The organism is Pseudomonas sp. ZS1P83, assembly GCF_054897825.1.
Genome location: NZ_CM142706.1, coordinates 161,555 through 175,941 on the forward strand (window position 1 = coordinate 161,555; position 14,387 = coordinate 175,941).

Sequence of the window (14,387 nt, forward strand, 5' to 3'; positions counted from 1 at the left end):
TTGGATCGCGGCCTTTTTACTGCCTTTGATTAACGCAAATCAGACGGCATCCAGCTCAGGCTCGTCCACTTCAACATTAACGGCAGCCTTCACTTCATCGTGACGACGGATGTACTTCCATTCCGCCTCGTCGATGTAGATCCCGTTCGGGCCGCTGCCGCCTTCCAGGTCGATGGCGACACTGGCGCAGACCTGCGGCTTCACACTCGCCAGGATCGGCACGAAGCCCAGTTGCAGGCTGGTTTCCAACAGCGCTGCCTGGTTCTTTTCATCGATGTCCGCCGCCTCGTCGAGGTAGTACGGCAGGCGCACGCGACCGGCCTGATCGCGATCCATCAAGTGCAACAACAAGTACATGTTGGTCAGCGCCTTGATGGTCATGGTCGTGCCGTTGGAGGCGGCGCCATCGATGTCGGTATGAATCACCGGCGATCCGTTGACCTTGGTGATCTCGAACGCCAGTTCGAACAAGTCCTTGAGGCCGAGCTGGTTGTGGTTCGCCGCCACCAGCCGCGCCAGGTATTCCTTGGCTTCTTCGTTCTTGTTGTCCTGATCCGCGCTTTGGCTCAGGTCGAAAACCGAAAGGGTTTCGCCTTCTTCGTACTGGCCGGCGCTGTGGATGATCTGGTCGATGTGCTTGAGCGCTTCCTTGTTCGGCGCCAGCACGATGCGGAAGCTCTGCAGGTTGGAGACCTGACGCTTGTTGATTTCGCGGTTGAACAGCGCCAGTTGATGCTCGAGGCTGTCGTAGTCGCTGCGGATGTTGCGCAGAGTCCGAGCGATGTCGGTAACGGCCGCACGACGTGCCTTGCCAAGGGTCAGGGCTTCGTCGGTACGGTGCGCATACGCGTTGATCAGCAGTTGCAGGCGACGCTCCATATCGTCTTCGCTGTCGAACTTGGCCACGCCCTTGAGGCGGACCTGAGCGTACAGCGCCTCGATCTGACCATCGCTGCGCTGCAAACCTTGCCAGCTGTCCTGATAGTCATTGAGCAGCGGCAGCAGGTTGTCCATGGAGTCGTCGATCGGGTCCATGAACGGCGTACCGAACGGCAGGTCTGCTGGCAACAACTGACGGCGGCGCAGGGCGTCGTCGAGGGTGCGTTGCTTGGCTTCCATGTCGCCAATCTGCCGGCCGACCAGTTGCAGCTTGGCCGACAGTTGCTGGACGCGTTCGGTGAAGGCGTCGCTGGAACGCTTCAACTCGTCCTGAGCTGCTTCCATCTGCGCCAGCTGTTCCAGCTTGTCGCCTTCCTCGGCACTCAGGGTTTGGGCGCGGCGGAAATCTTCCAAAGCTTTCTGCGCATCCAGCACTTGCTGGTACAGCGCTTCCGTCTGGGTCTTGCTCGCGGCGCGATCGGCTGCAACCGCTTGCTGGGTTTTCAGTTGCTTGAGTTCTTTGTCCAGACGCTCTTTCTGATCGCGCAGTGCCGCGCGGTCTGCCAGGGCTTGCAGCGCCGGCGGCTCGATGTGCGACAGGTCGATGGACAGGCCGGGTACTTCAAAGCGTTCACCTTTGAAGCCGTCGAGGATCAGTTCCATGGATTTGACCCACTGACCGTCCTCGTCCAGCGAGATGCCATGCTCGCCCAGCGGCAGACTGAACAGCGCACTGTTGAACAGACGCATCAGGCGCTCGACGTCCTGTTGCGAGAACTCCTCGCGCAGACGGGCGTAGCTGTTGTTGTCGGCGTGATCGAGTTGCTGCTTGACCGACTTCAGGCGTTTTTCCAGATCCCGCAAGCGCTCTTCCAGATCTTCAGCGCTGAACTGCCGCGACTGGGCCAACGCACCGGCTAGCTCATCGTGCGCGTCCTTGGCCGCGAGCAGTTGCTGCTCCAGGACTTTGACGTCAGTGACCAGGGCGAAGCGATGCTTGAGCACCGACAACTCACCGAGCCAGCGCTGGATGCCGGTGATTTCCCGCTCCAGACGCATCAGCTCCTGAGTGCCACCGCGCTGATCGTTTTGCAGCGCGTCCTGCTCGTTGCGGTAGTGCTCGGCCTGAATCGTCAGCTCTTCCTTGCGCGCACTGGCGTAGTCCGACCAGGTGCCGAGCAGGGAATCGAGCAGCGGGGAAATACGGTGCAGTTTGCCGCGCAGGATGTTGCGCTGGGTCACGCCTGCCGCAAGGGCTTCGACCAATGGGCCAGCAGTGACCAGCGAGTTGTAGTCCTGTTCCATGCGACGGACATCGCGGAAGGCTTCTTCGCACGCGGCGATGTAGTCGACGCTGCCGGAACGCAGGCTGTGTTCGAACGCATCGAGAAACAGCTGCTTGAGCTTGGCCGCCGTGATTTCGCGCATGTGCAGCAGGTTGATGAACAGTGCGCGGAACGTCTTCAGGCTCTGCTCGCTGGTGGAGCGCAACGGGATCAGGGTCAAGTCGAGCGGTATCGACGTGTGCCCTCCGACCAACAAACGACGCAGCTCATCAGGTTTGAGTTCGTAGGCTTTCAGGCCTTCGCGCTCAAGGTTGGTGAACAATTCTTTCTGACGCAGGCAGGTGTCGTTTTTCTGGTAGTGGGCCAAATCCAGCTTGCCGGCGTAGGCAAAAAACTGGTGCCCGAAACCACCGCCCGGGCCGCGACCGACCACACCGATCACGTGCGGACCGTGGGGCAGGGACACTTCGACCAGAATGTAGCTGGTGTCCGAGGCGAAGTAGAAACGCCGGGATTGTTCCAGGCTGTATTTGCCGAAACTCATGTCCGACATGCGCGCCAGGATCGGGAACTGCAGGGCGTTGATCGAGGCGGATTTACCGAGGTTGTTGGCGCCGTAAACCGACAACGGTTCTTCCAACGGGAACAGGCCGAGGCTGTAACCGGCGGTGTTCAAAAGGGCAAAGCGGCGAATGCCGTAGCGTTCCTTGCTCATGCGTCGGTCTCCTGTTCTTCGGCAATGGCACGGGCCATGGCGCCTTCTTCGCTTTCGTCTTCAAACGGTGCCAGGTCGAGCGGGTCGTCGGTCTGTAACAGTTTTTCGTCGCTGTCGTCATCGATCAGCACGGGCACCGGCAATGGCAACACGCTGTGCAGGCTGGCGGCCAGATCACGGTCCTGCTGAACCGAGAGGCAGACATCGAGGAAACGGTGCATCGGCGGCAGGAAACGGTAGATGCCGTTTTCTTCGCCGGCGAAACCGAGCTGAGTCATGCGTCGCATGATTTTTTCTTCGAGTTCTTCGACGGTCTGCACTTCGGCCTGGATGAACAGGTCGCGGTATTTCTCCAGCAACGATGGCAATTCATCGCGGCCGAGGCTGCCACCATCCAGCACGGCAACTGGGTCGCGGCCCTGATCAGCCAGGTGCTCGACGAGGATGAAGGTGAACAGCGCCAGACGCTGAGCAGTCTTGTTCACCGCCGCAGCGGCCAGGTCCGGCACGAAGTAGTAGAAACCACGGGTGTCACAGACCAGCTCAAAGCCCAACGCCTTAAACAGCGTGCGGTACTGGTCCTGGAAGTTCGACAGTTGCGCGTACAGCTCCGGGTCGCGGCGGCTGACGTGGTAGCCCTTGAACAGTTCGCGAAAGATCGGCGCCAGCTGGGACAGTTCGGATAGATCAAGTTGCATGGGGAGTACTTGCATAGGGTGTGCTCGCAGAATCCTCGGCGCTGTCGCGGGCCGAGAGCAGGGCGAAGGAGCGCAGGCTGACCTGGTGCTCGTGAGTGTGGTAATCGCGGCGTTCCAGACGCTCGCGGTTGAAGCGTTTTTCCCGCGACAAACGCGAGAACCAGTAGAGCAATTCGTCGGTAGCGCCGTCCGGCTCCTGCTCCAGCAACCAGGTCATCAGGTCCGGCATCGGCAGGGCGTCTTCGCAGCGTTCGAGCATTTCCCGAACCGTGCGTGGCGCGCGCGGTGCTTCGCCTTTCTGCGTCTTGTGGGCCTTGGGGAAGCGCGCCGGTTTTGGCTCGAAACGGGCCAGCGCATAAACGTAGGCTTCGACCTGGCTGGCGCTACCGAGAAAGGTGCTTTGCGGCCGGGAGAACATCGGCATGGCGGCTTGCGGCACGGCATCAATGCCTTTACGGCGGATGGCCGACAAGGCCAGCGCGGCGCCACGGGTCACCGCGTTGTGCCGACGGGCTTCTTCACGCAGCGGCAACAACAGCTCGCGAGCGTGACGCAGGGTCAGTTGAGCGCTGGTCTGCATTTCGAGGATGCGCGCGTGGGTACGCAGCAGCATGTCGTCATCGACCAGATGGCCGAGGCGCTGTTGCTCGGTGAGCATCTTCAGCAGGACGTTCTCGACCTTGCGCACGCCTTGTTCGAAGGCGCCGTCGGCGTTCACCAACTGAATCATCGGCTCGACGTATTCGTCCCAGGTCGCGAGCACTTCAGCGTAACGCTGACGCAGCGGGATCTGCCGGTCGCTGGTCTTCGCCCGCTCGGCGACGGCCACCAGGGCCTGTTCGTCGTTGGCAAGTTTCTTCAAAACGTCGCGCACGCGCATGTCGAGCAGGCGCAACTGGCGCGCCAGGTCGTGGCCGTCACGGATGTCGAAGGCGTCCTGAATGTAACCGGCCAGACGTTCGAGGTGGCGCAAATAGGCTTCGATTTCCAGGCACAGGCCCAGACGGTGCTCACGGCGCAGGTAAGCGAGGAAGTCGTGGATCTGCGCGTTGAGCTCGAAACGGTTCGGGCTTTTCGCCACGGGAACCAAAATGTCGAGGCGGATCCACACGTCCAACAGGCTGGTGATGTCCTGCGGCGTACTGTCCAGTTGCTGGGCGCCCAGTTGCGTGCGCAGTTCGTTGAGGCTCAAGGTGCCTTGGTCGAAGTGCTCGCACAGTGGCTCCAGAAGTGCCCAGTGTTCAGCGAGGGCGCGCAAAACGCGCTTGGGTTCGATCATCGGAATGGCCGGCTGGTTGGCAATTAAAAGCCGCGATTGTACTGCATCGCAGGCGTGTCGATTCACTCTCGGGACGGACAGTCGGCTTTCTATCGATCAAGCGTGGGCGATCTTGAGCGAAGGGCGGTAGAATCACCGCACTTTAGTTATCCACAAGTGGCCGACCTTTGCTTATCGAGTCCCGTCGCCGCGCTTATTTGACCGCCATGCAGGTGGTCAACTGGCTGCCGCGCACCGAATTGCCCTTTGCAGCGCCCTCGCGCCCCGAACTGCTGGAGGTGCCCGAGCCGTTGGTCGTCGCCCCGGTGGCGCCGGCTCCTGTGGCTGAGGCGCCCGTGGAACCGGTGGTCAAACCGGCCGAACGGGTGAAAATCGAAGTGCCTCGGCCATCGTTGGCCAGCACGCGCACGAACGCCAAGGTCGAAGAAGAGGCGGTTCCGGTTGCGGTCAAGGCGCCGGTCGTGCCGCCGCCGCGTTTTGCCCTGCAATTGCTGCGAGCCGGGCGCTGCCTGCTGTTGGTGGAGTTACCCACAGGCGAATCGTTCCAGACTCGCGACCCCGCCTATCTGTTGCTCAAGGACATGCTGCGTGCCGCCGGTCTGCCGGACAGCCCGCAAATCGTCGGTGAGCCGGTGCGCTGGCCGTTGCTGGCTCGTGGCACCATGGATCAAGGCCCGGAAGCGGCTCGCGACTTCGTGCAAGGTTTTCTCTCGGCCCGGCTGGAAGACGCTCCATGCGTCTGCGTGTGGCTGATTGGTCTGCCGGCGGTGCGTTTCGCGGGTGAAGCGAACGCCGAATCCTTCAACCGTGAACTCCAGGTCGAAGGCCTGGGCTCGGTCTGGGCCCTGCCGGGTCTGGAATTATTAATGGAAGAGCCACAGCGTAAGGCTGATGTCTGGCAAGCCATGCGTCGGCTGATGGCGCGCTGGAAAGAATCGAATGAGTGACGCTGTATCGTTCCGCCCGATGATCGAGGCGGACATGGACGCTGTACTGAATATCGAATACGCGGCCTATAGCCACCCGTGGACCCGCGGAATTTTTCTCGATGGCCTGGGCAAGTACCAGATCTGGTTGATGTTCGAAGGTTCGCAACAGGTCGGTCACGGTGTGGTGCAGATCATTCTTGATGAGGCGCATCTGCTGAACATCACCGTCAAACCGGAAAACCAGGGCCGTGGCCTGGGCTTGACGTTACTGGAGCATTTAATGTCCCGGGCTTATGACGCCAAGGCACGGGAGTGTTTTCTGGAAGTGCGAGACAGCAATAGTGGCGCGTTTAAGTTGTATGAGCGTTATGGGTTTAACGAAATTGGTCGGCGGCGCGATTACTATCCTGCCGTTGGTGGTCGCGAAGACGCCGTGGTCATGGCCTGCACGTTGGTGGATTGAGCCTTAAAAGCTTCGCGGGCAAGCCTCGCTCCTACGGGATTTATATGATCCTTGTAGGAGCGAGGCTTGCCCGCGAAGGCGTACTGTAAGGCACCAACGACCAACGACCAACGACCGAAGATCAACGATTACCGTCTATCGGATCGTTCTGCGCCATTTCCGCCTCATCCAGCCCATTACCACCGCCAATGTCGTCTTCATCAACAATGCTCAAATCCCAATCGGCCTGTTCGCCTTCGCCGGCCTCATGAGCATCGCGTGCGCCGTCTTCACGAATCAGATTTTCCGGGCTCATGTCGTCGTCGGTGGATTCATGGTCCTCGGTCGAGGCCCCGGTCATGCCGGCTTCACGCACTCGATCCCGAGGCATCAGCCGCTCGCGCTCCGTTTCCGGTAGCTCGTCGCCGATTTTGCCGCTGGGTGTTTCCTCGTCGAAATCCAGCTCATGCATCGATCCCATGCGGTCTTCGTTGTCATCGATGGGCTCGGGTTGCACCGCATCGTACGGACGTCGTGATTCAGTCATGGCAATTCCTCATACTGTGGGCCTTACTAGGGTGGACCTACGGGGCTGCCGAGAATTCCAACGACTCGCAACACCGGTAAATATACATCGCGCACGTGACCCCGATGGACGGTTGTCTGTCAAACCAGCGCATCATTATCGAGGCTTCACAGCATGAACGAATTACAAGATCTGATTGATAACAACGAACGCTGGGCCGAAGCGATCAAGCAGGAAGATCCGGACTTCTTCTCCAAGCTGGCCCGCCAACAGACACCGGAATACCTGTGGATTGGCTGTTCCGACGCCCGCGTGCCGGCCAACGAGATCGTCGGCATGCTGCCCGGCGACCTGTTCGTCCACCGCAACGTGGCCAACGTGGTGCTGCACACCGACCTCAACTGCCTGTCGGTGATTCAGTACGCGGTCGACGTCCTCAAGGTCAAACACATCCTCGTTACCGGCCACTATGGCTGCGGCGGCGTGCGCGCCTCAATGCAGGACCGTCAGCTAGGCCTGATCGACGGCTGGTTGCGCTCGATTCGCGACCTCTATTATGAAAAACGCGAAGAACTCGCCAAGTTGCCCACCGAAGAAGAGCAGGTCGATCGTCTCTGCGAACTCAACGTGATCCAGCAAGTGGCCAACGTCGGGCACACCAGCATCGTACAAAACGCTTGGCACCGCGGACAGAACCTGTCGATTCACGGCTGTATTTATGGCATCAAGGACGGTCGCTGGAAAAGCCTGAACGCGACCATCAGTGGTTTCGAGCAACTGCCGCCGCAATACCGTTTGCGTCCGGTCGAGGCGTTGTAACGCCCTTCAACAGAGCGTTCGCCGGCGCCAGTGCTGCAAAAACAACTGGCCGTCGGCGTTCGGCGGTTCATCGTAGCCGGTGATCCAGCCTCGGCAGTCGAACGATCCACACCGGCAGGCAAACTGACGCAGGAGTTTGTCTTCTGTGGCGGCATAGTCCATCGTCAGCTGTTCGCCTTTTTTGATGTCCTTCAGCGCCCATAACCACAGCTCGCTCATGTCGAGAAATACGTTAGGGTCGCAGGAGTGACGCAGCAGCCCGCAGAAGCGCGGATCGTAGACATGGATGCCAAGGGCCAGTTGCCGGGTATGCCGACAGCGATAGGGCAGCAGGTGCCCCGAAGCCCGACAAATTCGGCTGATGCGTGGAAAGTCCCGAAGTGCTACGACGGCCGCCGCCGATCCGTTGGCGTTGTCGATAATTTCGAAGTCAGCCCTGGAGGGGAATCCCAGGCGAACGGGTAACTCTGCAAATGGGTAAATCCCATCGGGTGGTTGCGCAAGACTCCCGTGCAGGGCGTGGGTTTTCATAACGATCCTTGTCCGGCTGGGTGCTGCGACCTCTATCAGCTGACGATCCTGTCAGCTCTGCAACACTTGGGTGCGTCTCAAGCCTCTCGCAAATGAAACAGCCGGTCTACTGTCATAACTGACAGTAGACCCGCCGTTCATCGTTTTACAGATGCGGGGCGGGGATCGCAGTCGCGGGTACCGGGGCTTTCAGCTGTTTGAGCTGAGATTTGATCGGTGCCGTCGCGCACTTGGCCACGGCTTGTTGGGGCGTCAGGTTGCGGATCGAGGTATAGAAGAGCTCGCAGGTTTTTTCTGGCTGGGCCACTTGCCAGGTTTGGGTGCAACTTTTCAGTTCAACGTCGGGGTTACTGTCCGGCTGGCGGCCCATGGCGGCCTGCCAGCACGCAGCACTCAAATCCTGGCCCATGACTTTAAGGCCAGCCGCGTCGGCCTTGGCCTGGGCATCGTTGCCGGTATAGCTTGCCGGGTCGGCGGCGTACCAAATGTAGCTTGGGTGGTTGGAACCCAGTACTGGCACTTTCACCCCGTCGCTCGGACTGATGCTGACCAGGCCCAGCACGTTCACGGTCGGCCCGTATTGCTGCTTGATCCAGTTACGCACTGGCGCGCCGAAGGCGACCATCGGCAATGCCGCACCGCTGGCGTTCTGGCTGAGTTGCTTGACCATGGTGGTCTGGTAGTCCTTGAAATAGTCGTAGACACCTTCCAGATCTTTGCCGGCGCTGGAGGGGGCGGCAATCGGCGCGATGTCGATGATGGTTTGATAACCGGGTGTCTGTTCGGCGGGGATGCCGTTTTCAGTCAGCAGCGTGGCCCAACGATCGGTAGTGGCCGATTTCAGGTAATCCTGAGCCTGGGTCAACGAGTAATCCGGTGGGAAGTGCAGCAACTCGACGCTTTTGCGGTTTTCCAGGGCCATGCCCAGTGGCAGGAACAGATACCAGCTATAAGCCCACTTGCCATCGGCATTCAGCTTGCTGGCGCCGGTGTAGGCCAGATCGCCGGTATCGAGCAATGCCGCCAACGGTTTTTCATAGCCATTGGGTACGCCGCTGATTTCGGCGTAGAGCTGATCGTTATCGGTTTTGACCAGCACTTTCGCCGCGTTGTAGCCATCGCGCTGCACGCTTTGGGTCAGGTAATGTTCGACAGTTTGCTCCAGCGTCCAGTTGCGAAAGCAGATCACATTGCAATTGTTGGGGTAAGCGAACAGGCGGGTGACGCGTTCGGTGTTGCCCAGTTTCAGGTCGACATCGGCATGGGCGGCGGCACTCAAGGTGAGGGCCGCGAAGGTGAGTCCTGCGAATTTGAACATGCTCAGATCCTTTTCAGCGTGTGGGCCCTCGTAGGCGGGGCGTGTACATACTGGAACCAGATGTGTCAGGTGGTCCAGTGTCGATGCAAAAAAGATCGCAGCCTTCGGCAGCTCCTTACATAGGGATGGCGTACACCCTGGAGCTGCCGAAGACTGCGATCTTTTGATCTTCAATCAATCAAACAGAAAAATGCAGCGCATTGGTCAAATCCCCCATGGGCTGTTGGCCGCGGGCGATCATCGATTCATCCCGCAGTTTGATCCCGTCGAGGGTCTCCAGTTGAAACACCCTGGTGATCAGCCGCAGGATCGAAGCCGTGTCATAGACCGTGTGATCCACCGTGCCCTTGCGCGAGAACGGTGAAATCACCAACGCCGGTATGCGTGTTCCAGGCCCCCAGCGATCGCCTTTAGGCGGAGCAACGTGGTCCCACCAGCCGCCGTTTTCATCGACGGTGATCACCACCACCATGTTTTTCCATTGCGGGCTTTGCTGCAGCACTTTCAGCGTCCGGACGATATGCCGGTCGCCCGATGCCACGTCGGCGTAACCCGCGTGCATGTTCAGGTTGCCCTGAGGTTTGTAAAAGGTCACCGCTGGCAGCTTGCCGGCTTCAGCATCGGCCAGGAACTTGTTGGTGCTCGACTCATCGCCCAAACCGCCATCGCGCAGACGCTTGCTGCGTTCCACGGGGTTTTGCGGACCCTGGCGCTTGAAATAGTTGAACGGCTGATGGTGGTACTGGAAATTCGGAATTTTCGGAATGGCACCCGAATCCTTGTACTCATCGATCGTTGCTTGCCAAGCACCGCCGTACCAGGCCCAGTCGACGTTTTTCTTCGAGAGCTTGTCGCCGATGTGCTCGTGGGTCTGTGGGACAAGCACGCTGGGCAAGTCGGCTTTTGCGTAATCCGGGCGCTGCGGATCGCGGATCCAGGTCGGCCAGTAGGGCGGAGCCATGGTGTTCACGGCATAGCCATCGGGTGTCAGCAGGCTGGGGCCGAATTGCGGCGGGCCGGTCATGGCGCTGACGGGTGACTGGTCAAGGGGTTTGAGGCGAGTGTCCGTCGGGTCATCACTCAGCAGCGTGGCGATCTGTGTCTTGGCCACCGAGTTGGCGGCATCCGGATAAAAAGGAACCTGGGCGCTGATCAGGAATTGATGGTTCAAGTACGAACCGCCGAAAGCGCCCTGGAAAAAGTTATCGCAGAGCACGAATTCTTTGGCGACATCCCACAGGCGCAATGAATAGCGGGTCTGGGTGTAGTGGCCGAACGTCAGGCCACCCGAGTCTGCCCACGCTACAAAGCGGTCGTTTTTGCCGCCGTTGATTTGCATCTGGTTTTGATAGAACACATGCCACAGGTCGCGAGTCACCAGGCCCAGCGGCAAGTCTTCGCCTTGGGGGCCTTTGAGGGCGAAGGGTGCGTTGGGGAGATGTTCCTGAAATTGCGTACCGCTGGGGTACGTCACGCCATCGAGGGTTTGCGGGCCGACCTGATTCAAGCCACCCCAGACTGGCGGCAGGCTCGACAGCACACTGCCGTCGCGGTCCCGTTGAAGGTAGTCGTCCGGTTTGAGCGCGGACAGCGGTTTTTCGACGCCGGGGAAATCCGCAAAAAGGTTATTGAAGCTGCGGTTTTCGCCGTAGATCACCACGACGTTTTTCACTTGGTCGCGTAAGGCCTTGTCCAGTTCGACGGGCGTCAGCGGCCGCTCGACCGGTTTGCCTGGCTCATCTCCATGACTGCCGCAGGCGCTTAGGGTGGCACCGACACCCAATACTGCAACACTACCGAGGAAACGGCGGCGGCTGGTATCGGTGGGTTGATCGGCTTCAGGGGAGGGGACGTCACTTCCATCTTCTTCGTCGTTCATTCCGGCTCCTGTTTTGCAAAACTGTTGCGATATGTTTCGGCGGGACGCTAGCAGTGAAATGTGACAGAAGGGTTATAGCAACAGTTCGACAGACAACAAGTTCTGATGCGGGAGTGAGCAAGCCCACTCCCATGATTTGTAGATCCGGGCTACGGCATCACCGGCGCCGTATACGTCAGCGTCGTCCCCAGCGCCCACAGCAGAAACAGCACCAGCGGTGTGTGCACCAGCAGTTGCACGAACGAAAACCCGATCAAGTCCCGCGCCTTCAACCCGAGCACTCCCAGCAGCGGCAGCATGTAGAACGGGTTGATCAGGTTCGGCAGGGCTTCGGCGGCGTTGTAGATCTGTACGGCCCAGCCCAGGTGGTAGTTCAGGTCGGTGGCCACTTGCATGACGTACGGCGCTTCGATGATCCACTTGCCACCGCCGGATGGGATGAAGAAACCGAGGATCGCTGAGTACACGCCCATCAGCAGCGCGTAGGTGTCGTGGGACGCGATTTGTACGAAAAACGTCGAGATGTGGTGAGCCAGCGTCTGAGCGTCAGTACCTTTGACGGTGGTCATCAGCGCGGCGATTGAGCCGTACAACGGGAACTGAATCAGGACACCCGTGGTGGTCGGTACCGCGCGGGACACCGCGTCAAGGAAGCTGCGCGGCCGCCAGTGCAGCAGGGCGCCGAGCATGATGAACAGGAAGTTGTAGGTGTTCAGCCCGGAAATCGCACTGATCGCCGGTTTGGTCGAGAACTCATGGAACAGCCACCCGGCCGCCAGCAGCACCAGCAAAATCGTCAGCAGCGGGCTGTGCTCCAGCCATTCGCCGGGGCGGGTGCGCGGTTGCAATGGCGGCAGATTAAAGCTCGGATCGATTCCGCAGGCCTTGGCATCACGGGCCGAGTTCGGGCCGGGTGCAGTGGCGTAGGCAATGATCAGCGAAATCACGATCAGTGCCAGCAACATCACGCCGGACTGCCAGAGAAAGATCGTTTGTGTGAAAGGAATTACGCCGGTGATCGACAGTATCGACGGCGGCAGGCTGGCCGGGTTGGCCTGCAATTGCGCGGCGGACGAGGACAGGCCCAAGGCCCACACTGCTCCGAGGCCCAGATAGGCGGCGGCACCGGCGGCACGGTAATCCATTTTCAGATCGGTACGGCGGGCGAGGGCGCGCACCAGCAAGCCGCCAAACACCAGCGACAGCCCCCAGTTCAGCAGCGAAGCGACCATGGAGATCAACGCAACCCAAGCCACGGCCGAGCGGCCGTTTTTCGGAATCCGCGCCAACCGGTCGATCAGTTTCACCGCCGGTGGCGAGCTGGCGACCACATAACCGCCAATAACCACGAAAGCCATCTGCATGGTGAATGGGATCAGGCTCCAGAAACCGTCACCGAAGGCCATGGCGGCGTCGGTGGGCTTGGCGCCCATGAACAGGGTGGCCACGGCGACGATAATCACCGCCAGTGCGGCAAACACCCAGGAATCGGGAAACCAGCGTTCGGCAAAGCTAGCGCAGCGCAGGGCAAAGCGGGCAGAGCGGGTATCTTCGATATCAGCGGCCACGGGTATACCTCGAATTTTTATGTTTGTTGTGGTCTTCAGGGCCGCAAAGGCCCGTCCAGACAGGCGCCAACAGTAATTCAATCGGTCCTTTTTTGTGACGAAGTTTTACGAGTCTGAGACTTTGGTCTAACGGGTTGTCCGTTGGCGCGTTTGCGTAGACCATGAGCGCCTTGGTTTTTTGCCTATGCCAGAGTTCTTTTCATGACTGCCAATACCGATTCGCGCCCGGCGCCGTTCAACCGTTCGGACTACAAGACCCTGGGCCTTGCGGCGTTAGGTGGCGCGCTGGAAATCTACGATTTCATCATTTTCGTATTTTTCGCCCTGACCCTCAGCCAGCTGTTCTTCCCGCCGGAAATGCCCGAATGGCTGCGACTGCTGCAGAGCTTCGGGATCTTCGCCACCGGTTATCTGGCGCGGCCGTTGGGCGGGATTCTGATGGCGCATTTCGCCGACCGACTGGGCCGCAAGAAGGTCTTCAGCCTGAGCATCCTGATGATGGCGCTGCCGTGCCTGTTGATCGGCATCATGCCGACCTACGCCCAGATCGGATATTTCGCACCGCTGCTGCTGTTGGCCCTGCGAATCCTTCAGGGCGCGGCGGTGGGTGGTGAAGTGCCGAGCGCCTGGGTGTTCGTCGCCGAGCATGCACCGGCAGGGCATCGCGGTTATGCCCTCGGTTTCCTGCAGGCCGGGCTGACCTTTGGCTACCTGATCGGCGCCCTGACAGCGACGTTTCTGGCGCAGGCGTTCACCCCGGCAGAAATCCTTGATTACGCTTGGCGTTACCCGTTTCTGCTGGGCGGCGTGTTCGGTGTAATCGGCGTCTGGCTACGCCGCTGGCTTAGCGAAACCCCGGTGTTTATGGCCATGCAGGCGCAACGCGATGCAGCCGTCGAACTGCCGCTGCGCACGGTCTTGCGTGAGCATCGCCTGGCCATGTTGCCGGCGATGATCCTCACCTGCGTACTGACTTCGGCGGTGGTGGTGTTCGTGGTGATCACCCCGACCATGATGCAGAAAACCTTCGGTATGACCGCCCGCCACACATTCGCCTTGAGTGCCTTGGGCATTGTCTTCCTGAATATCGGCTGCGTATTCGCCGGGCTGCTGGTCGACCGCATTGGCGCCTGGCGCACGGTGATGCTCTACAGCCTGCTGCTGCCACTGGGCATCGGCGTTCTCTATACCTGCCTGATCATCGGTGGCAACTGGATCGGTCTGGCGTACGCGGTGGCCGGTCTCAGTTGTGGGGTGGTCGGCGCAGTGCCGTCGGTGATGGTCAGCCTGTTCCCGGCGCGGATTCGTGTCTCGGGGATTTCCTTCACATACAACATTGCCTACGCCGTTTGGGCGAGTATCACACCGTTGTTGCTGATCGGTCTGATGCCGTGGAGCCCATGGATCTGCGTGATCTTCTGCGCGGTGATGGGGGCTGTGGGTGTGAGCAGTGCCGCGTATTTCGGGACGCGGATGCCAAAAGTTGGAAGCTGTTCGACTGCTGGCGCGATGTAATCG

General features: G+C 59.9%; 12 protein-coding genes. 4 read left to right on the plus strand and 8 right to left on the minus strand.

All coding sequences use genetic code 11. The annotated features are described in order from the left end of the window. Nucleotides 1–39: 39 nt before the first annotated feature. From mksF to mksB, 3 genes are read right to left on the minus strand one after another with little or no spacing between them, the layout of a single operon-like run. Nucleotides 40–2,880, minus strand: coding sequence for an Mks condensin complex protein MksF (gene mksF / locus ACYZT0_RS00810; RefSeq protein ID WP_462044233.1), 2,841 nt, complete (start codon nt 2,878–2,880; stop codon nt 40–42). After that, nucleotides 2,877–3,578 carry an Mks condensin complex protein MksE gene (mksE, locus tag ACYZT0_RS00815; RefSeq protein WP_462044234.1) on the minus strand — a complete coding sequence of 234 codons (702 nt, stop codon included), beginning with the start codon at nt 3,576–3,578 and terminating at the stop codon, nt 2,877–2,879. Before mksE ends, mksF begins: the two co-directional genes overlap by 4 nt. Further along, nucleotides 3,568–4,857 carry an Mks condensin complex protein MksB gene (gene mksB, locus ACYZT0_RS00820; protein ID WP_462044235.1) on the minus strand — a complete coding sequence of 430 codons (1,290 nt, stop codon included), beginning with the start codon at nt 4,855–4,857 and terminating at the stop codon, nt 3,568–3,570. The genes mksE and mksB overlap by 11 nt, the downstream gene beginning before the upstream one ends. A gap of 206 nt (nt 4,858–5,063) precedes the next feature. On the opposite strand from mksB, the gene ACYZT0_RS00825 reads away from it, so the two are divergent. Beyond that, nucleotides 5,064–5,804 carry an energy transducer TonB gene (locus ACYZT0_RS00825; protein ID WP_462046482.1) on the plus strand — a complete coding sequence of 247 codons (741 nt, stop codon included), beginning with the start codon at nt 5,064–5,066 and terminating at the stop codon, nt 5,802–5,804. Then, nucleotides 5,797–6,249: a ribosomal protein S18-alanine N-acetyltransferase gene (gene rimI, locus ACYZT0_RS00830; RefSeq protein ID WP_462044236.1), complete on the plus strand. Its 453-nt coding sequence runs from the start codon at nt 5,797–5,799 to the stop codon at nt 6,247–6,249. Before ACYZT0_RS00825 ends, rimI begins: the two co-directional genes overlap by 8 nt. 121 nt (nt 6,250–6,370) lie before the next feature. Here rimI and ACYZT0_RS00835 read toward each other — a convergent pair whose 3' ends face one another. Next, nucleotides 6,371–6,775 (minus strand): serine kinase/phosphatase, encoded by a 405-nt coding sequence (locus tag ACYZT0_RS00835; protein ID WP_462044237.1) that lies wholly within the window; start codon nt 6,773–6,775, stop codon nt 6,371–6,373. Nucleotides 6,776–6,928: 153 nt separating this feature from the next. On the opposite strand from ACYZT0_RS00835, the gene can reads away from it, so the two are divergent. Beyond that, nucleotides 6,929–7,573, plus strand: a complete 645-nt coding sequence (can, locus tag ACYZT0_RS00840) for a carbonate dehydratase (RefSeq protein WP_449643105.1) — start codon at nt 6,929–6,931, stop codon at nt 7,571–7,573. Nucleotides 7,574–7,579: 6 nt separating this feature from the next. Here the strand turns inward: can and ACYZT0_RS00845 are convergent, their stop codons facing one another. The 4 genes from ACYZT0_RS00845 to ACYZT0_RS00860 all read right to left on the minus strand — a co-directional run bounded on the left by ACYZT0_RS00845 (nt 7,580) and on the right by ACYZT0_RS00860 (nt 12,869). Next, the gene (locus ACYZT0_RS00845; protein WP_462044238.1) at nt 7,580–8,104 is read right to left on the minus strand and encodes an SET domain-containing protein-lysine N-methyltransferase; all 525 of its coding nucleotides are present in this window, start codon (nt 8,102–8,104) and stop codon (nt 7,580–7,582) included. A 145-nt stretch (nt 8,105–8,249) separates the two neighbouring features. Then, nucleotides 8,250–9,422, minus strand: a complete 1,173-nt coding sequence (locus ACYZT0_RS00850; RefSeq protein WP_462044239.1) for a hypothetical protein — start codon at nt 9,420–9,422, stop codon at nt 8,250–8,252. 178 nt (nt 9,423–9,600) lie between these two features. After that, nucleotides 9,601–11,301 (minus strand): acid phosphatase, encoded by a 1,701-nt coding sequence (locus tag ACYZT0_RS00855; RefSeq protein ID WP_462044240.1) that lies wholly within the window; start codon nt 11,299–11,301, stop codon nt 9,601–9,603. A gap of 149 nt (nt 11,302–11,450) precedes the next feature. Then, nucleotides 11,451–12,869 carry a short-chain fatty acid transporter gene (locus ACYZT0_RS00860; protein WP_462044241.1) on the minus strand — a complete coding sequence of 473 codons (1,419 nt, stop codon included), beginning with the start codon at nt 12,867–12,869 and terminating at the stop codon, nt 11,451–11,453. A gap of 201 nt (nt 12,870–13,070) precedes the next feature. On the opposite strand from ACYZT0_RS00860, the gene ACYZT0_RS00865 reads away from it, so the two are divergent. Continuing rightward, entirely contained in the window at nt 13,071–14,384 is a 1,314-nt protein-coding gene (locus ACYZT0_RS00865; RefSeq protein WP_462044242.1) for an MFS transporter, read from the plus strand. Nucleotides 14,385–14,387 lie beyond the last annotated feature (3 nt).